Genomic DNA, 17,150 nt, shown 5'->3' with positions numbered 1-17,150 from the left:
CGCCTATCAGGGTGGACCCGCCCGCAGCCCCTTCCGCTCGTACGTCGCCGCAGGTCAGCGTGGTGCCACGGAGCTCTCGGAAACCGTCCGGGGCCCGTACGTCCACAAGGAGTTGACCCCGTCATGCGTACGTGGAGCACCGCACGCGTCACCACCCTCGCCGCCGCCCTCCTGGCCGCCTGCGCCCTCATCCCGTCCACCGCCGGCGGCGCCCACGCCGCGGGCTCCCCGCCCTGCGCCACGGGAGAGCTGTGCCTGTGGGCGAAACCGGACTTCAAGGGCACCAGGCAGACCTACGACCTCAGCACCCTCGACATCAACAGCTGCACCGCGCTGCCCGTACTGCCCTCCAAGACCGGCTTCCAGGCCCTCGTCAACCGCACCGGGCGCCCGGTGACCACGTACCAGTCGGCCGAGTGCGCGGAGACCGGCGAGTTCCAGACCTACCCGGGCGACGGGGTCTGGCTGCCCCAGTCCCCCTACCAGGTCAGGGCGTTCAAGGTGTGGGAGCGGTAGGCCCCGCCTGGCCGGCGGCCGGCTCGGGGCCCTGGGCGGCCTGGGCGGGCATCGCGCACCGGGTGCCGTGGCCCAGCCGGGCCACCTCGGCGCGCAGCTCCCGCACCTCCGCCTGGAGTTCCCGGACGGCCGCCAGCTGGAGCCGCTCCACCTGGTCGTCGCGCTCGAAACGGGCGATGAACCAGGCGGCGATGTTGGCGGTCACCACACCGAGCAGGGCGATCCCCGACAGCATCAGCCCCACCGCCAGGACCCGGCCCAGCCCGGTGGTGGGGGAGTGGTCCCCGTACCCGACCGTGGTCATGGTGGTGAAGGACCACCACACCGCGTCGCCCAGGTTCTTGATGTTCCCCTCGGGCGCGTCCCGCTCCACGCTCAGCACCGCGAGCGAGCCGAACATCAGCAGCCCCACCACGGCCCCCGCCACATAGGTGGTCAGCCGGATCTGCGGAGCCATCCGCGCCCGCCGCCCCACCAGCATCAGCGTCGCCACCAGCCGCAGCAGTCGCAGCGGCTGTACCAGCGGCAGCACCACCGCGGCCAGGTCCAGCCAGTGCGTCCGTACGAAGACCTTCCGGTTCCCCGACAGCCCCAGCCGCACCACGTAGTCCAGCGCGAACGCCGCCCACACCGCCCACTCCGCGTGGGTGCAGGCCCGGTGCACCCCCTCTCCCGCGTCCGGCGCGACGATGGGCACGGCGTAGGCGACGGCGAAGGCCACGGCGAGCACCAGCAGGGGGACCTGAGTACGGCGCTCCCACCGCGCCTGGCGGGAGGGTTCCTTCATACGGGACATCGTAGGAAAGCCGGAAGGGGCGCTGGGACAGGTGTCCCAGCGCCCCCACGGAAGAGTGACGTCCTCCCGCCGCGGCTACGCGTCCCCGCCCGCCGCACCCGGATCGGCGGCCGAGACGTCCAGCAGCCGGTACCGGTCGACGGCCTGCTTCAGCGCCGAGCGGTCGATCTTCCCCTCACGGGCCAGCTCGGTGAGCGTCGCCAGCACCACCGACTGGGCGTCGATGTGGAAGAAGCGCCGCGCCGCGCCCCGCGTGTCGGCGAAGCCGAACTCGTCCGCGCCCAGCGAGGTGTACGTACCCGGCACCCAGCGCGAGATCTGGTCCGGCACCGCGCGCATCCAGTCCGAGACCGCCACGAACGGCCCCTCCGCGCCCGACAGCTTCCGCGTCACGTACGGGACGCGCTGCTCCTCCTCCGGGTGGAGCAGGTTGTGCTCCTCCACCGCGACGGCCTCGCGGCGCAGCTCGTTCCAGGAGGTCGCCGACCAGACGTCCGCCCGTACGTTCCACTCCTCGGCCAGGATCCGCTGCGCCTCCAGCGCCCACGGCACCGCCACGCCCGAGGCCATCAGCTGCGCCCCGATGGCACCCGAGGTGCCCCGCGAGACGCGGTGGATGCCCTTGACGATGCCGTCCACGTCGACGTCCGCCGGCTCGGCCGGGTGCTGGATCGGCTCGTTGTAGACCGTGAGGTAGTAGAAGACGTCCTCGCCGGGCTCGTTCGTCTCGGTCGGGCCGTACATGCGCCGCAGGCCGTCCTTGACGATGTGCGCGATCTCGTAGCCGTAGGCCGGGTCGTACGCCACGCAGGCCGGGTTGGTCGACGCCAGCAGCTGGGAGTGACCGTCGGCGTGCTGGAGGCCCTCACCCGTCAGGGTGGTCCGGCCGGCGGTCGCACCCAGGACGAAACCGCGCGCCAGCTGGTCGGCCATCTGCCAGAACTGGTCACCCGTGCGCTGGAAACCGAACATCGAGTAGAAGACGTAGACCGGGATCAGCGGCTCGCCGTGCGTCGCGTACGCCGAACCCGCGGCGATCAGCGAGGCCGTGCAGCCGGCCTCCGAGATGCCGTCGTGCAGCATCTGGCCGGTCGGGGACTCCTTGTACGCGAGGAGCAGGTCGCGGTCGACCGCCTCGTACTGCTGGCCCAGCGGGTTGTAGATCTTGGCGCTCGGGAAGAAGGCGTCCATGCCGAAGGTGCGGTACTCGTCGGGCGCGATCAGCACGAAGCGCTTGCCGATCTCCTTGTCCCGCATCAGGTCCTTCAGGATGCGGACGAAGGCCATCGTCGTGGCGATCGACTGCTGGCCCGAGCCCTTCTTGGCGGCCGCGTACGCCTTGTCGTCCGGCAGGACCAGCGGCTTGGCGCGGACCACGCGGGTGGGCACGTACCCGCCCAGGGAGCTCCGCTGGTCGTGCATGTACTGGATCTCGGGCGAGTTGCGGCCCGGGTGGTAGTACGGCGGGGCGCCGTTCTCCAGCTGCGCGTCCGTGATCGGGATGTGCAGGCGGTCGCGGAAGCGCTTGAGGTCGTCGACCGTCAGCTTCTTCATCTGGTGCGTGGCGTTGCGGCCCTCGAAGTTCGGGCCGAGCGTCCAGCCCTTGACCGTCTGCGCCAGGATCACCGTCGGCTGGCCCTTGTGGGCCTTGGCCGCCGCGTAGGCCGCGTAGACCTTCTTGTGGTCGTGGCCGCCGCGGCCCAGGTGCTGGATCTGCCGGTCGGTCATGTTCTCGACCATCGCGCGCAGCCGCTGGTCGCCGCCGAAGAAGTGCTCGCGGATGTAGGCGCCCGACTCGGTGGCGTACGTCTGGAACTGCCCGTCCGGGGTGGAGTTCATCTTGTTGACCAGGATGCCGTCGCGGTCCTGGGCCAGCAGCGGGTCCCAGGAGCGGTCCCAGATCAGCTTGATGACGTTCCAGCCGGCGCCGCGGAAGATCGACTCCAGCTCCTGGATGATCTTTCCGTTGCCGCGCACCGGGCCGTCGAGGCGCTGGAGGTTGCAGTTGACCACGAAGGTCAGGTTGTCCAGGCCCTCGCGGGCGGCCAGGGACAGCTGGCCGAGCGACTCCGGCTCGTCCATCTCGCCGTCGCCGAGATACGCCCAAACGTGGGACTTGGAGGTGTCGGCGATCCCGCGCGCCTCCATGTACCGGTTCATCCGGGCCTGGTAGATCGCGCCGAGCGGGCCGAGGCCCATCGAGACGGTCGGGAACTCCCAGAAGTCCGGCATCAGCCGCGGGTGCGGGTAGCTCGACAGGCCGTACGGGGCCTTCGACTTCTCCTGCCGGAAGGCGTCGAGCTGCTGCTCGGTGAGCCGGTCCAGGAGGTAGGCGCGGGCGTAGATGCCGGGGGAGGCGTGGCCCTGGAAGAAGATCTGGTCGCCGCCGTCGCCCTCGTCCTTGCCCCGGAAGAAGTGGTTGAAGCCCACGTCGTAGAGGGAGGCGGAGGAGGCGAAGGTGGCGATGTGGCCGCCGACGCCGATGCCGGGCCGCTGGGCGCGCGAGACCATCACGGCCGCGTTCCAGCGGGTGGCGTTCAGGACCTTGCGCTCGATCTCCTCGTTGCCGGGGAAGAACGGCTCGTCCTTGGTGGCGATGGTGTTGACGTAGTCCGAGGAGCGCATCTCGGGGACGGCCACGCGCTTCTCGCGGGCCCGCTCGATCAGTCGCAGCATCAGATAGCGGGCGCGCTCACGGCCCCGCTCGTCGACGGCGGCGTCCAGGGAGTCGAGCCACTCCCTGGTCTCCTCCGGGTCGAAGTCCGGGACCTGGCTCGGCAGGCCGCCAATGATGATCGGATTGCGATCGGATGCGGAAGCCACGCTGTTCCTTCGCTGTCAGGGGAGTCGTGCCTTGGGTCGCCGCCTCCCATGGTCTTACGCCCGGCCGAAATCTTCACCTCTACCACTGGGTAACACCTGGAGCGGGGAAGGAGCGCCTGGCGGGCCGTCCCCGTCCTGGACGCGGTGGGGCCAAATCGCAACCCTACGCCCAGGACGATCACCGGGTTCGTAAGGACGTTCGTCCCTCAAACAGGTAGGAAAGTCCTCATGCGATGCCGAATGAGCTGGAATGGTGTGGGATGAATCACCGGTGGTCCGCTCGGGAACCCTGAAAGTTGCGGCGAGACGGCCGCAATCGTCACCGTTTCGACGGTCTCGGCGGCCGGGTACTTGCGCGATCCGCCGCGCCCGTGTGGACTACGCCCAATGCTGCGCGTACGCGCGCCGCCGAAAGACATTCACCGAACATGAGCAGGAGGCACCCCGTGAGCGCGACCGCGGACCACGCGGAGAGCCTGGCCGCCCGGCTGGGTTTCCAGTCCGAACAGGTGGTCCAGGAGATCGGCTACGACGAGGACGTCGATCAGGATTTCCGTGAAACTGTCGAGGCACTCGTCAGTGAGCTCGCCGACGAGGACTACGACGACGTCGCCGACGCCGTGCTGCTGTGGTTCCGCGACGAGGACGGCGATCTGACGGACGCCCTGGTCGACGCGACCGAGATGGTCGAGGACGGCGCACTGATCCTGCTGCTGACCCCCAAGACGGGCCGCGACGGCTACGTCGAGGCCAGCGACATCAGCGAAGCCGCCGAGACCGCCGGTCTCTCGCTGGCCAAGGGCCTGCCCGTCGGCAAGGAGTGGACCTCCACCAAGCTGGTGACGCCGAAGGCAGCCAAGTCCAAGCGCTGAGCCGCGCCCCCACAGCCAAGTGGCCGCACACCCCGCCGACCCGGTTCACCCCGCGGTCGGCGGGGTGTGCGCGTGACGGGCCCCGATCCGTCCGGCAGCCGGTACCGTGCCACGGCCCCGCCGGCGGCCCGATCCGCGGCGACCGGCCTTAGGGTGGGTCTCACCCGAACGGCCCCGTGCGGGACCGCAGGAACGAAGGGATGCGAGAGATGGCGATCGAGGTCGGACACAAGGCCCCGGACTTCGAGCTCAAGGACAACCACGGCGCCACCGTGCGGCTCTCCGACTTCCGGGGGGAGAAGGCCGTCGTGCTGCTCTTCTACCCGTTCGCCTTCACCGGCGTGTGCACCGGCGAGCTCTGCGAGCTGCGCGACCAGCTGCCGCGCTTCCAGAACGACGACGTCCAGCTGCTGGCCGTCTCCAACGACTCCGTGCCGACCCTGCGCGTCTTCGCCGACCAGGAGGGCCTGGAGTACCCGCTGCTGTCCGACTTCTGGCCGCACGGCGAGACCTCCCGCGCGTACGGCGTCTTCGACGAGGAGAAGGGCTGCGCGGTCCGCGGCACCTTCGTCATCGACAAGGAGGGCGTCGTGCGCTGGACCGTCGTCAACGGGCTGCCCGACGCCCGTGACCTGAACGAGTACATCAAGGCCCTCGACAGCCTCTGAGGATCCGCGGACGGGTTCCGGAGCAAAACCGCCTTGCGGGCGGGAACCCGTCACTAGGATCGAAACGTTGATCCGGTAGCAACGCACGCGGGGCACCGCCCCTCACACATACCAATGGAGGACTCGTGGGAGTCAGCCTCAGCAAGGGCGGCAACGTCTCGCTGACCAAGGCCGCGCCCAACCTGACGGCGGTCATCGTCGGTCTGGGCTGGGACGCCCGCACCACCACTGGTGTCGACTTCGACCTCGACGCCAGCGCGATCCTGACCAACGACCAGGGCAAGGTCGCCACCGACTCGAACTTCGTGTTCTTCAACAACCTGAAGAGCCCGGACGGCTCGGTCGAGCACACCGGTGACAACCTGACCGGCGAGGGCGAGGGCGACGACGAGGCGATCAAGGTCAACCTCGCCGGCGTCCCCGCCGACGTCGCCAAGATCGTCTTCCCGGTCTCCATCTACGAGGCCGAGAGCCGCCAGCAGAGCTTCGGCCAGGTCCGCAACGCGTACATCCGCGTCGTGAACCAGGCCGACAACAGCGAGCTCGCCCGCTACGACCTCTCCGAGGACGCCTCCACCGAGACCGCCATGGTCTTCGGTGAGCTCTACCGCAACGGCGCGGAGTGGAAGTTCCGTGCCATCGGCCAGGGCTACGCCTCGGGCCTGCGCGGCATCGCGCAGGACTTCGGCGTCAACGTCTGAGCCGCAGCGAGCCGAAGTTCGTCCGTCCGGCGCCGTGCACCTCTGTGTACGGCGCCGGACCGGCTTTGCCACCATGGAGCCGGGTGGCCGGGCCACCGTCACCACGTCGTTCGGGGAGGACCACATCATGGGCGTCACACTCGCCAAGGGGGGCAATGTCTCCCTGTCCAAGCAGGCACCGAACCTCACCCGGGTTCTGATCGGGCTCGGATGGGACGCGCGCTCCACCACGGGGGCGGACTTCGACCTCGACGCCAGCGCGCTGCTCTGCCGCGACGGCCGGGTGCTGGGCGATCAGTACTTCGTCTTCTACAACAACCTGAAGAGCCCCGAGGGTTCCGTCGAGCACACCGGTGACAACCTCACCGGCGAGGGTGAGGGCGACGACGAGTCGATCATCATCGACCTCACCAAGGTCCCGGCCCAGGTCGACAAGATCGTCTTCCCGGTCTCGATCCACGAGGCGGACAGCCGCCGGCAGAGCTTCGGCCAGGTCAGCAATGCCTTCATCCGCGTGGTGAACATGGCGGACGACCAGGAACTCGCCCGCTACGACCTGACCGAGGACGCCTCCAGCGAAACGGCGATGATCTTCGGCGAGGTCTACCGGTACGGCGGCGAATGGAAGTTCCGTGCGGTGGGGCAGGGGTACGCGTCGGGGCTGCGGGGCATCGCTCTAGACTTCGGGGTCAACGTTTCGTAAAGCCGTACAAGACGATGGGGTGCCAGTGGTTCTCAAAACCTTCGGCTGGTCGTTCGCAGTCACTGCGCTCGGTCTGGTCGCAGCGGTGTTCTACGGGGGGTGGACCGCTTTTGGGATCGTGGCGATCCTGTCGATCCTCGAAATCTCGCTGTCCTTCGACAACGCGGTGGTCAACGCCGGAATCCTGAAGAAGATGAATGCCTTCTGGCAGAAGATCTTCCTCACCGTGGGCGTGCTCATCGCCGTGTTCGGCATGCGCCTGGTCTTCCCCGTCGTGATCGTCGCGATCAGCGCCAAGATCGGCCCGATCGACGCCGTCGATCTCGCGATGACCGACAAGGAGATGTACAAGCAGCTGGTCACGGACGCCCACCCGTCCATCGCCGCCTTCGGCGGCATGTTCCTGCTGATGATCTTCCTCGACTTCATCTTCGAGGACCGCGACATCAAGTGGCTCGCCTGGCTGGAGCGCCCGCTCGCCAAGCTCGGCAAGATCGACATGCTGTCCGCGTGCATCGCGCTGATCGTCCTGGTCATCACCTCGATGACCTTCGCCACCCAGGCCCACCAGCACGGCGGCGCCCATGTGGACAAGGCGCAGACCGTCCTGGTCTCCGGCATCCTCGGCCTGATCACCTACATGATCGTCGGCGGCCTCTCCGGCTACTTCGAGAACAAGCTGGAGGAAGAGGAGGAGGCCGAGCACGAGGCGGAGGAAGCCGCCAAGAAGAGCGGCAAGCCCGTCTCGGCCGTCGCCATGGCCGGCAAGGCCGCGTTCTTCATGTTCCTCTACCTGGAGGTCCTGGACGCGTCCTTCTCCTTCGACGGGGTCATCGGCGCCTTCGCCATCACCAACGACATCGTGCTCATGGCCCTGGGCCTCGGCATCGGTGCCATGTACGTCCGGTCGCTCACGGTCTACCTGGTCCGCCAGGGCACCCTCGACGACTACGTGTACCTGGAGCACGGCGCGCACTACGCCATCGGCGCCCTGGCCGTGATCCTGCTCGTCACCATCCAGCACGAGATCAACGAGGTCATCACCGGCCTCGTCGGCGTCGTGCTGATCGCCTGGTCCTTCTGGTCCTCCGTCCGCCGCAACAAGCGGCTGGAGGCCGAGGGCGGCGACGGGGAGCCCGCAGAGGTCGGCGCCGGGGTGTGACCCGGCCCTGATTGCGGAACGCTCCTACAGGAGCCGTCTCTTCTTCGGCGGGGCGGCCGCGCGGATCCCACGGGACCGCGCGGCCGCCCCGCGGCATATCCGCACGCACGGACCGACCAGGGGGGTTGGGATACATGGGGTTCTTCGACGGGTTCTTCGACGGGATCAGGGGCGCCCGCGCGATGAGGTTCGACTCGGGCAACGCCTCGTCGAACGCCATCGAGCTGACGAAACGGCAGCCGACGGTCTCCCTCACCAAACAGCAGGCCGTCCACGGCAACCTCCGGGTGAACCTCTCCTGGCGGATGCGCACCTCGGACATCGGCGGCCCCTCCGGCCCGAGCGGCCAGCTCTTCCGCCACCCCTTCAAGCTGTTCAAGCCCGACATGGTGCAGGCCCACACCCAGGGCATGGTCAACGTCGACCTCGACATGGGCTGCCTGTACGAGCTCACGGACGGCACCCGGGGCGCCGTACAGCCGCTGGGCAACCTGCTCGGCGACCTCAACGACCCGCCGTACGTGAAGCTCAGCGGGGACGACCGGTTCGGCTCCCCGTCCGGGGAGACCCTCTACGTCAACCTCGACCACGCCGCCGAGATCAAGCGGCTGCTGGTCTTCGTCTACATCTACGACCAGACCCCGGCCTTCGACCGCACGCACGCCCTGGTCACCCTCTACCCGACCGCCGGCCCGAGGATCGAGATCCCGCTGGAGGAACGCCACCCGCAGGCCCGCTCCTGCGCGGTGGTCTCCCTGCAGAACGTCAAGGGCGAGCTGATCGTCCGCCGCGAGGTGAAGTTCGTGTACGGGTTCCAGGCCGAGCTCGACCGGCTGTACGGCTGGGGGCTCCAGTGGGGGCGGGGCTACAAGACCAAGGCCTGAGCCCCGCCCGGGCCCGCGCGGGGCCCCCGGAGGTCAGCGGCGGATGAACTGCGGGCCCTGCACGGGAAGCCGGAACGACGGGTCCCCGCCCGGGGCCGGGACGGGCACCGGGGAGACCTGCTGCGGGTAGCCGTAGGCGGGCTGGACGGCCGGCGGGGCCTGGGTGACCGGAGCGGGCACCGGCGGGCGCATGGCCGCGGTCCGGTCGTCGGCGGACCCAGCGACGGCCGGCGGCGCCTCGGCGGCGCTCTCGCCGGCCTCGGCGGCGTTCTCGTCGACGGAGATCCCGTGGTCCGTCGCCAGGCCCACCAGGCCGTCGGAGTAACCCTCGCCCAGCGCGCGGAACTTCCACCCCTCGCCCCGGCGGTACAGCTCGCCGCAGATCAGGGCCGTCTCGGCGCCCGTCTCCGGCCGCACGTCGAAGTGGGCCAGCGGCTCCGGCCCGGCGCCCGGGGAGGCTTCGTACAGCTGGATCCGCAGGTCGTGGACCCGCTGGAAGGGCACGTCCTCGGCGGAGGCCACCACCAGGATCCGGTCCACGGCCGGCGGCACCGCCCGCAGGTCCGCCTGGACCGCGTCGGTGACCGCTTCACCCACCTGCTTCTTGCCCAGGCGCCAGACGGACCCCGAGGGGTGGCGGGGCTGGTTGTAGAACACGAAGTCCTCGTCCGAGCGCACGCGCCCGTCCGCCCCCACGAGCAGCGCGGAGGCGTCCACGTCCGGCACCTCGGGCCCGTTGGTCCAGCGCAGCACCGCCCGGACCGCCGTGGCGGTCACCGGGATGTTCGAGCCCTTCTGCATCGCGTGCGTCATGCCCGTCATCCTGCCCTCCCGGGCGGGGGAGGAACAATGCGGCCCCCCGAAGGCCGCGCCCGGGCCTTGTCCCGGACGGGAGAGCTGGGCATGGTGCGAGAGGGTTACCGGAACTTCATGTACTTGAGGAACTCTTGACTCGCGTTCGTACGTACTATTACCGGCCACGCCAGTTGGGCCGCCGAGGCAGTACGGGGGAAGCAGATGCGTCACTTCGGGCATATATCGCCCACGGTCCGTGAGGCCCTCTTCCACCAGGAGCCGGCCGAGTTCACGCTGGCCTCACCCGCCCGTACCCTGGCCGCCGCGCTCGGCGCCACCCTCTACAGCCCCGCCACCCGGCCACGGCTGGCCGCCGACATCCGCAAGCAGGCCGGCCGCGGCGTCGTCTCGATGGTCCTCTGCCTGGAGGACTCGATCAGCGACGCCGACGTCGTGGACGGTGAGGAGAACCTCGTCCGGCAGTTCGCGGAGCTCGACGCGGAACTCGGCGCCGACGGGGCCGGGGAGCTCCCGCTCCTCTTCATCCGCGTCCGCACCCCCGAGCAGATACCCGACCTGGTGCGCCGCCTCGGCGGATCGGCACGGAACCTGGCCGGATTCGTACTTCCCAAATTCACCGAGACCCGCGGTACGGCCTTCCTCGACGCCGTGGCCCACGCCGAGGCCGCCTGCGGCCTGCCCCGGCTGTACGCGATGCCGGTCCTGGAGACCCCCGACCTCCTCCACCTCGAAACCCGGGTCGAGGCCCTCGCCGGCATCTCCCGCACCGTCAACCTCTACCGCGAACGGGTCCTGGCCCTGCGCCTGGGCGTCACCGACTTCTGTTCCGTGTACGGGCTGCGCCGCACCCCCGACATGACCGCCTACGACGTCCAGATCGTGGCCGGCGTCATCGCCGACGTGGTCAACGTCCTCAGCCGCGCCGACGGCACCGGCTTCACCGTCACCGGCCCCGTCTGGGAGTACTTCCGCAGCCAGCAGCGCCTCTTCAAGCCGCAGCTGCGCCGCAGCCCCTTCCTGGAGGAGGGCGTCGAGGAGCTGCGCACCGCGCTGATCGAGCACGACCTGGACGGGCTGCTGCGCGAGGTCGAGCTGGACCGGGCCAACGGGCTGCTGGGCAAGACCTGCATCCACCCCGCCCACGTCACCCCGGTGCACGCGCTGTCGGTCGTCTCCCACGAGGAGTTCAGCGACGCCCAGGACATCCTGCGGCCCGAGCGCGACGGCGGCGGAGTGATGCGTTCCGCCTATACGAACAAGATGAACGAGGTGAAGCCCCACCGGGCCTGGGCCGAGCGCACCATGCTGCGCGCCGAGGTCTTCGGTGTGGCCAAGGAGGAGGTCGGCTTCGTCGACCTCCTGACGGCCGGGCTCCAGCTGTGAGCGGGCCGCAGCCGACGACGAGGATGACGATGAAGGGCAAGACGATCGACACGGTGTGGTCCGGGACCTGGGTCGCGCAGCGGCTGGGCGTACGCCTGGAGGGCGCGGAGGAGGACGGCCCGCAGGGCGCGGCCCGGCTGGCGGAGCTGCTCGGCCTGGCCCTGCGGCGCAACCCCAAGCGCGCGCACCTGCTGGTCTCGCAGGTGCTGGGCAAGCACGTCCCGCAGTCGCCCCGGACGGTGTACGCCGCCGGGTACGGGCTCGGCGAGCGGGTCCGGGAGCTGCTGGGCGAGCGTGCCGCCTCCGCCGTGGTCCTCGGCTACGCCGAGACCGCCACCGGGCTCGGCCACTGCGTCGCCGACGGCCTGGGCGCGGCCCCCTACCTGCACTCCACGCGCCGCCCGGTGCCGGGGGTGCGCCCCGCCGGCGGGTTCGAGGAGGCGCACTCGCACGCCACCTCGCACCTGCTGCTGCCCGAGGACCCGAAGCTGCTGGCGGGCGACGGGCCGCTGGTCCTCGTCGACGACGAGTTCTCCACCGGCAACACCGTCCTGAACACCATCCGCGACCTGCACGCCCGCCATCCGCGAGCCCACTACGTGGTCGTCGCCCTGGTCGACATGCGCTCCACCGCCGACCGCGCCCGGCTCACCGCCTTCGCCGCCGAACTGGGCGCCCGCGTGGACCTGATCGCCCTGGCCTCGGGCACCGTCTCCCTGCCGGAGGGCGTGCTCGCCAAGGGGCAGGCCCTGGTGGAGGAGTACGAGCCCCGGGACGCGGCCGGTCCGGCCGGCACCGGGCCCGGCGCCCCGTACGCGCGCGTCGCCCTGGAGTGGCCCGCCGGGGTCCCCGACGGGGGCCGGCACGGGTTCACCCCCGACCACCGCGAGGCGCTGGAGGCGGCCCTGCCCCGTCTCGCCCGGCAAGTGGCGGACGCGCTGGGCGGGGAGCCCGGGAGGGTCCTCGTCCTCGGCAACGAGGAGCTGATGTACGCCCCGCTGCGCCTCGCCACGGCGCTGGAGGAGTCCGGGGCGGCCGCCGAGGTCCGCTTCTCCTCCACCACCCGCTCGCCCGTCCTCGCCGTCGACGACCCCGGCTACGCCATCCGCACCCGCCTCGTCTTCCCCGCCCACGACATCCCCCCGGCCGCCGCTGGGGGTGCCGCCACGGCCGACGGCTCCGGCGACCGGTACGCCTACAACGTCGCCGGCGCCGGCTTCGACGCCGTCGTCGCGGTCGTGGACCGCGCCGGGGACACCCCCGAGCTGCACGCCGGGCTGCTCGCCGCCCTGGCCCCGCACACCGGACGCGTCGTGCTGGCCGTCGTCCCCTCGTACGTGCCCGGCATGCCCGGCACCCCCCACCGGCAGGAGCCGACCATGCCCGAGCCGCGCCTGCCGGAGCCCCTGCGGGGTCCCGCCTTCTCCTCCTACGCCCCCGAGGACGTCGGCTGGCTGCTCCAGGACCTGTCCGGCGTCGAGCTGGAGGCCCCCACCGAGGAGCGGGAGGAGGCCATCCAGGCGGGCGGCGCGCACTACGCCGAGTCCCTGCCCGTCGAGTACCAGCCCTCCGAGCGCTACCAGGCCCTGTACCAGGACGCCCTGGCCGCCTCCGCCGCCCGGGTCGCCCGCGCCGTCGGCACCGTCACCGAGACCGTGCTCGCCGAGCTCCCCCTGCGCCGTGGCCGGCGCGGGAGGGACCCCCACCCGTCCCCGGTGCTGGTCTCCCTGGCCCGCGCCGGAACCCCCGTCGGCGTGCTGATGCGCCGCTGGGCCGCCGCCCGGCACGGCCTGGACCTGCCGCACTACGCCGTCTCCATCGTGCGCGGCCGCGGCATCGACGCCAACGCCCTGCGCTGGCTCGCCGCCCACCACGACCCGGCCGACGTGGTGTTCGTGGACGGCTGGACCGGCAAGGGCGCCATCACCCGCGAACTGCGCGAGGCCCTGGCCGGCTTCCCCGCCTTCAACCCGGAGGTCGTCGTCCTCGCCGACCCCGGCGCGTGCGTGGAGACGTACGGCACCCGCGAGGACTTCCTGATCCCCTCCGCCTGCCTGAACTCCACCGTCTCCGGGCTGGTCTCCCGTACGGTGCTCAGGGCCGACCTGGTCGGTCCCGACGACTTCCACGGCGCCAAGTTCTACCGCGAACTGGCCGGAGCCGATGTCTCCGGCGCCTTCGTGGACGCCGTGGCCGCCCGCTTCGACGAGGTCGCCGATTCCGTCGACGCCCGGGTCAAGGAGCTCCTCGCCGCCGACCGCACCCCGACCTGGGTGGGCTGGGCGGCGGTCGAGCGGATCAGCGAGGAGTACGGCATCCACGACGTGAACCTGGTCAAGCCGGGCGTCGGCGAGACCACCCGGGTCCTGCTGCGCCGCGTGCCGTGGAAGATCCTGGCCCAGCGCGGCGCCGGCGCCGACCTGGACCACGTACGCCTGCTCGCCGGCCAGCGCGGAGTGCCCGTCGAGGAGGTCGACGACCTGCCGTACACCTGTGTAGGACTCATCCACCCCCGCTTCACGCGCGGCGCCACGGGCGCCGACGGAAAGGCAGTGGCCGCCAAGTGACCCGCCAAGGAACCGTCCTCGTAGCCAGTGACCTCGACCGCACGCTCATCTACTCGGCGGCCGCCCTGGGCCTGACCATGCCCGACCCGCAGGCCCCCCGGCTGCTGTGCGTCGAGGTGCACGAGGGCAAGCCGCTGTCCTTCATGACGGAGACGGCGGCGGCGCAGCTGGCCGAACTGGCCGCCGACCCGTCGGCGGTCTTCGTCCCGACCACCACCCGCACGCGCAAGCAGTACCAGCGCATCCGCTTCCCCGGCCCCCCGGCCCCGTACGCGATCTGCGCCAACGGCGGGCAGCTGCTGGTGGACGGGGTGCCCGACCGGGACTGGCGGCGCACGGTGGCCCGGCGGCTCGCGGAGGAGTGCGCCCCGCTGGAGGAGGTCCACCGGCACCTGCTGGCCGTGTCCGACCCGCAGTGGCTGCGCAAGGCGCGGCTGGCGGAGGACCTCTTCACGTACCTGGTCGTCGAGCGGGCGCTGGTCCCCGACGAGTGGCTCAAGGCCCTGACCCGCTGGGCCGAGGAGCGCGGCTGGACGGTCTCGCTGCAGGGCCGCAAGATCTACGCCGTTCCGCGCCCGCTGACCAAGAGCGCCGCGATGCACGAGGTGGCCCGCCGTGCGGGCGCCACCACCACCCTCGCCGCCGGGGACTCGCTGCTCGACGCGGACCTGCTGCTGGCGGCCGACCGGGCCTGGCGGCCGGGCCACGGCGAACTGGCCGACGCGACCTGGACGGCCCCGACGGTGACGGCCCTGGACGAGGCCGGGGTCCTCGCGGGTGAGCGGATCGTCGGCGAATTCCGCCGGGCCGTTGCGACACTGACGGCATGACCAAGGGCAACAGCACCAAGATCACCGACGAGCTCTACCGCTACGTCCTCGCGCACAACCCCCCGCTGGACGAGTTCCAGCGGGGGCTGGTCACCACGACCTGGGAGAAGTTCCCCGATTCCGCCGGCATGCAGTCGGCGGAGGAGCAGGGGCCGCTGCTGGCCTTCCTGGTCCGGCTGACGGGGGCCAGGCACATCGTGGAGGTCGGCACCTTCACCGGATTCTCCGCCCTCTCCATGGCCCAGGCCCTCCCGGCCGACGGCCGCCTCATCGCCTGCGACGTCTCGGAGGAGTGGACCGCGTACGGCCGCGAGGCGTGGGAGGCGGCCGGCGTCGCCGACCGCATCGACCTGCGCATCGCCCCGGCCCTGGACACCTTGCGCGCGATGCCGGCCGAGCCGCACATCGACCTGGCCTACATCGACGCGGACAAGGAGAACCAGATCCTCTACTGGGAGGAGCTGGTCCCGAGGCTGCGCCCGGGCGGGCTGATCGTCACCGACAACACCCTGTTCCACGGGACGGTGCTGGACGAGTCGCCCGACGGCAGGGGCGCGAGCGTCCGCGCGTTCAACGACCACGCCCTGGCGGACACCCGCATGGACTCCGTCCTGCTGGCCATCTCGGACGGCCTCACCCTGTCGCGCAAGCGCTGAGCCCTCTCTTACGGGGTCAGCAGCAGCCGCCCCCGCCGCAGCAGCCCCCACCGGAGGGCGCGGGGGCACTGCTGGTCCCGCCGACGGCGACGGCGGAGAGCAGCTTGACGGTGTCGGCGTGCCCGGCGGGGCAGTCGGCGGGCACGGACGACTCGGCCATGGGACGGCTGACCTCAAAGGTGTCGTCGCAGGTCCGGCAGCGGTATTCGTAACGAGGCATGCGCACAGGCTACCGAGTGGGCGGTCGGGGAACGATGCCCTCGCGGGGCGGAACAGGACGGGCGGCCGGAGCCGCGGAACAGGAGTCGTCTTGACCCATCGGGTGTTCGGCGCGTGGCACGACTGGGACACCGTCCGCCGGGAGCTGGCGGCGCCGGCCCCGCACGTCTCGGTGCGGCGGCTCGGGGAAGCCGTCGCGTTCGCCGAGGAGGCGCACGGGGATCAGCGCAGGCCCGCCGGTGAGCCGTACCTGGAGCACCTCCTGGAGGTGGTGGAGATCCTCGTCCGCGGGGCCGGTGTCCGCGACGAGGACCTGCTGGTCGCGGGTGTCCTCCACGACGTCGTGGAGGACACCGCCCGCACGGCCGGGGAGGTCGGCGAGCGGTTCGGCCCCCGGGTCGAGGAGTGGGTGGGCTGGGTGACCAAGCCGGAGCCCGCCGCCGGCGAGGATCCCGCCGAGGTGCGCGACCGCTACCTGCGCGGCCTGCGCTGCGCCCCGCCGGAGGTACTGCTGCTCAAGCTGGCCGACCGGTACAGCAACGTGCAGCGGCTCGACACGCACCCGAGGCCCGGGAAGCGGCGCTCCTACTACCGCGAGACCTGCCGCCACCTGGTGCCCCTCGCGGCGGGGGTCCCGTTCTTCGAGGCGGCCTTCGGGGAGTGGCGGGAGGCCTTCCGGCACCTGGAGGACGGGGCGCCGGCGGCGACGGCCTGACGCCGGTCCGCCCGCCGGCGGCTCCCGCAGGGCCCCGCTAGCGGGCCGCCGTCCTGCCGCGGGTTCCGCCCCGGGCGCGTTCCTCCCGGGCGGCCTGTTCGGGGTGGCGGGCGCGCCAGTACGGGTTGTCGTGCGGGAGGGCGCTGCCCACCCGGCCGTACATGCCGAACCACATCAGCATGACGCCGACGACGAAGCTGAACAGCACGTTCTGGATCTTGAAGGCCAGGAAGTTCAGACCGGTGTCCAGCAGGGCCAGGTTCACGAACCCGCTGGCGATGAAGAGCAGCCCCAGCACGATGTTGAGGGTGGACGCGAAGGTCCCGCCGATCACCATCCCCGCGAAGAGCAGGGCACCGATGCAGATCGACAGCACGCTCAGCGCGCCGTTCGTGTTCAGGGCCAGCACGGTGTCGCCGCCGGTGTCGAAGAAGCCGATCCGGTGGACCAGGCCCAGGATCCCGAAGGCGATCAGCAGCAGGCCCGTCAGCCCGGCGCCGACCCGGTAGATCTTGCTCAGCTTGTGGTCGGCGGGCAGGTGCTCGTCGAGCCTGGCGTTGACGGGGTGCAGCAGCCGTTCCGCCAGCCGTGGGCCGTGCCGCTCGGGGGGCGGGCCGTAGGGCTCGTGGGGGACGTAGGGCGCGTAGTGCTCGTGCGGCTCGGTGCACCCGTAGGCCGCGTGCGGCACGTACGACTCCTGCGGCGCGGGGGGTGCGTGGCGCACGCGGGGCCTGTGGAAAGTGTGGGCAGCCATGGCGCCCTCCTCGGTTCCGTTCCCGGCACCCTCCAGCATCCGCCGATGCCCACCGGCGGACAACTCCGGCCCGGGACGGCCGCCC

The 17,150-nt window shown here is 71.2% G+C and carries 17 protein-coding genes; 12 read left to right on the top strand and 5 right to left on the bottom strand.

What is annotated here, in order from left to right:
- The first annotated feature begins 123 nt into the window (after positions 1-123).
- The gene (locus AB0F18_RS17095) at positions 124-516 is read left to right on the top strand and encodes a peptidase inhibitor family I36 protein (RefSeq protein ID WP_362060821.1); all 393 of its coding nucleotides are present in this window, start codon (positions 124-126) and stop codon (positions 514-516) included.
- Here AB0F18_RS17095 and AB0F18_RS17090 read toward each other — a convergent pair.
- The gene (locus AB0F18_RS17090) at positions 497-1,303 is read right to left on the bottom strand and encodes a potassium channel family protein (protein ID WP_362060818.1); all 807 of its coding nucleotides are present in this window, start codon (positions 1,301-1,303) and stop codon (positions 497-499) included. The genes AB0F18_RS17095 and AB0F18_RS17090 overlap by 20 nt on opposite strands.
- A gap of 84 nt (positions 1,304-1,387) precedes the next feature.
- Entirely contained in the window at positions 1,388-4,135 is a 2,748-nt protein-coding gene (aceE, locus tag AB0F18_RS17085) for a pyruvate dehydrogenase (acetyl-transferring), homodimeric type (protein WP_362060815.1), read from the bottom strand.
- 446 nt (positions 4,136-4,581) lie between these two features.
- On the opposite strand from aceE, the gene AB0F18_RS17080 reads away from it, so the two are divergent.
- The 6 genes from AB0F18_RS17080 to AB0F18_RS17055 all read left to right on the top strand — a co-directional run bounded on the left by AB0F18_RS17080 (position 4,582) and on the right by AB0F18_RS17055 (position 9,125).
- Positions 4,582-5,007 (top strand): DUF3052 domain-containing protein, encoded by a 426-nt coding sequence (locus AB0F18_RS17080; protein ID WP_362060812.1) that lies wholly within the window; start codon positions 4,582-4,584, stop codon positions 5,005-5,007.
- Positions 5,008-5,216: 209 nt separating this feature from the next.
- On the top strand, positions 5,217-5,675 hold the full coding sequence (locus AB0F18_RS17075; RefSeq protein WP_362060875.1) for a peroxiredoxin: 459 nt from the start codon (positions 5,217-5,219) through the stop codon (positions 5,673-5,675).
- Between the two features lie 125 nt (positions 5,676-5,800).
- Positions 5,801-6,376, top strand: coding sequence for a TerD family protein (locus AB0F18_RS17070; protein ID WP_042816748.1), 576 nt, complete (start codon positions 5,801-5,803; stop codon positions 6,374-6,376).
- 127 nt (positions 6,377-6,503) lie between these two features.
- Positions 6,504-7,079 (top strand): TerD family protein, encoded by a 576-nt coding sequence (locus AB0F18_RS17065; protein WP_344155774.1) that lies wholly within the window; start codon positions 6,504-6,506, stop codon positions 7,077-7,079.
- 25 nt (positions 7,080-7,104) lie between these two features.
- On the top strand, positions 7,105-8,241 hold the full coding sequence (locus tag AB0F18_RS17060; RefSeq protein ID WP_362060808.1) for a DUF475 domain-containing protein: 1,137 nt from the start codon (positions 7,105-7,107) through the stop codon (positions 8,239-8,241).
- 134 nt (positions 8,242-8,375) lie between these two features.
- Positions 8,376-9,125, top strand: coding sequence for a Tellurium resistance (locus tag AB0F18_RS17055; protein ID WP_362060805.1), 750 nt, complete (start codon positions 8,376-8,378; stop codon positions 9,123-9,125).
- Positions 9,126-9,158: 33 nt separating this feature from the next.
- Here the strand turns inward: AB0F18_RS17055 and AB0F18_RS17050 are convergent, their stop codons facing one another.
- Complete coding sequence (locus AB0F18_RS17050; protein WP_362060802.1) at positions 9,159-9,938, bottom strand: TerD family protein; 780 nt, start codon at positions 9,936-9,938, stop codon at positions 9,159-9,161.
- A gap of 204 nt (positions 9,939-10,142) precedes the next feature.
- On the opposite strand from AB0F18_RS17050, the gene AB0F18_RS17045 reads away from it, so the two are divergent.
- From AB0F18_RS17045 to AB0F18_RS17030, 4 genes are read left to right on the top strand one after another with little or no spacing between them, the layout of a single operon-like run.
- A complete protein-coding gene (locus tag AB0F18_RS17045) occupies positions 10,143-11,324 on the top strand; it encodes an HpcH/HpaI aldolase/citrate lyase family protein (protein WP_362060799.1) in 1,182 nt (393 codons plus the stop codon).
- A gap of 23 nt (positions 11,325-11,347) precedes the next feature.
- Positions 11,348-13,891 (top strand): phosphoribosyltransferase, encoded by a 2,544-nt coding sequence (locus AB0F18_RS17040; RefSeq protein WP_362060872.1) that lies wholly within the window; start codon positions 11,348-11,350, stop codon positions 13,889-13,891.
- Positions 13,888-14,721, top strand: a complete 834-nt coding sequence (locus AB0F18_RS17035; protein ID WP_362060796.1) for an HAD family hydrolase — start codon at positions 13,888-13,890, stop codon at positions 14,719-14,721. Before AB0F18_RS17040 ends, AB0F18_RS17035 begins: the two co-directional genes overlap by 4 nt.
- Positions 14,718-15,377, top strand: coding sequence for an O-methyltransferase (locus AB0F18_RS17030; protein WP_362060794.1), 660 nt, complete (start codon positions 14,718-14,720; stop codon positions 15,375-15,377). The genes AB0F18_RS17035 and AB0F18_RS17030 overlap by 4 nt, the downstream gene beginning before the upstream one ends.
- Before the next feature lie 16 nt (positions 15,378-15,393).
- Here the strand turns inward: AB0F18_RS17030 and AB0F18_RS17025 are convergent, their stop codons facing one another.
- Positions 15,394-15,597, bottom strand: a complete 204-nt coding sequence (locus AB0F18_RS17025; protein ID WP_362060791.1) for a zinc ribbon domain-containing protein — start codon at positions 15,595-15,597, stop codon at positions 15,394-15,396.
- A 90-nt stretch (positions 15,598-15,687) separates the two neighbouring features.
- Here AB0F18_RS17025 and AB0F18_RS17020 point away from each other — a divergent pair, with 90 nt between their 5' ends.
- Positions 15,688-16,311 (top strand): HD domain-containing protein, encoded by a 624-nt coding sequence (locus AB0F18_RS17020; RefSeq protein WP_362060788.1) that lies wholly within the window; start codon positions 15,688-15,690, stop codon positions 16,309-16,311.
- 37 nt (positions 16,312-16,348) lie between these two features.
- On the opposite strand, the gene AB0F18_RS17015 is transcribed toward AB0F18_RS17020, so the two are convergent.
- Positions 16,349-17,065 (bottom strand): DUF4383 domain-containing protein, encoded by a 717-nt coding sequence (locus AB0F18_RS17015; protein ID WP_362060786.1) that lies wholly within the window; start codon positions 17,063-17,065, stop codon positions 16,349-16,351.
- Positions 17,066-17,150 lie beyond the last annotated feature (85 nt).

This window comes from Streptomyces sp. NPDC029216 (assembly GCF_040648015.1).
Taxonomy (GTDB): domain Bacteria; phylum Actinomycetota; class Actinomycetes; order Streptomycetales; family Streptomycetaceae; genus Streptomyces.
Note: the sequence above shows the minus strand (reverse complement) of the source record. Positions and strands in the feature narration are given on the sequence as shown.

What these genes read in the sequence shown, in the direction of transcription:
- AB0F18_RS17095 (WP_362060821.1), top strand. Translation starts at nt 124, where the DNA reads ATGCGTACGTGGAGCACCGCACGCGTCACCACCCTCGCCGCCGCCCTC.
- AB0F18_RS17090 (WP_362060818.1), bottom strand. Translation starts at nt 1,303, where the DNA reads ATGAAGGAACCCTCCCGCCAGGCGCGGTGGGAGCGCCGTACTCAGGTC.
- AB0F18_RS17075 (WP_362060875.1), top strand. Translation starts at nt 5,217, where the DNA reads ATGGCGATCGAGGTCGGACACAAGGCCCCGGACTTCGAGCTCAAGGAC.
- AB0F18_RS17065 (WP_344155774.1), top strand. Translation starts at nt 6,504, where the DNA reads ATGGGCGTCACACTCGCCAAGGGGGGCAATGTCTCCCTGTCCAAGCAG.
- AB0F18_RS17055 (WP_362060805.1), top strand. Translation starts at nt 8,376, where the DNA reads ATGGGGTTCTTCGACGGGTTCTTCGACGGGATCAGGGGCGCCCGCGCG.
- AB0F18_RS17050 (WP_362060802.1), bottom strand. Translation starts at nt 9,938, where the DNA reads ATGACGCACGCGATGCAGAAGGGCTCGAACATCCCGGTGACCGCCACG.
- AB0F18_RS17045 (WP_362060799.1), top strand. Translation starts at nt 10,143, where the DNA reads ATGCGTCACTTCGGGCATATATCGCCCACGGTCCGTGAGGCCCTCTTC.
- AB0F18_RS17040 (WP_362060872.1), top strand. Translation starts at nt 11,348, where the DNA reads ATGACGATGAAGGGCAAGACGATCGACACGGTGTGGTCCGGGACCTGG.
- AB0F18_RS17030 (WP_362060794.1), top strand. Translation starts at nt 14,718, where the DNA reads ATGACCAAGGGCAACAGCACCAAGATCACCGACGAGCTCTACCGCTAC.
- AB0F18_RS17025 (WP_362060791.1), bottom strand. Translation starts at nt 15,597, where the DNA reads ATGCCTCGTTACGAATACCGCTGCCGGACCTGCGACGACACCTTTGAG.
- AB0F18_RS17015 (WP_362060786.1), bottom strand. Translation starts at nt 17,065, where the DNA reads ATGGCTGCCCACACTTTCCACAGGCCCCGCGTGCGCCACGCACCCCCC.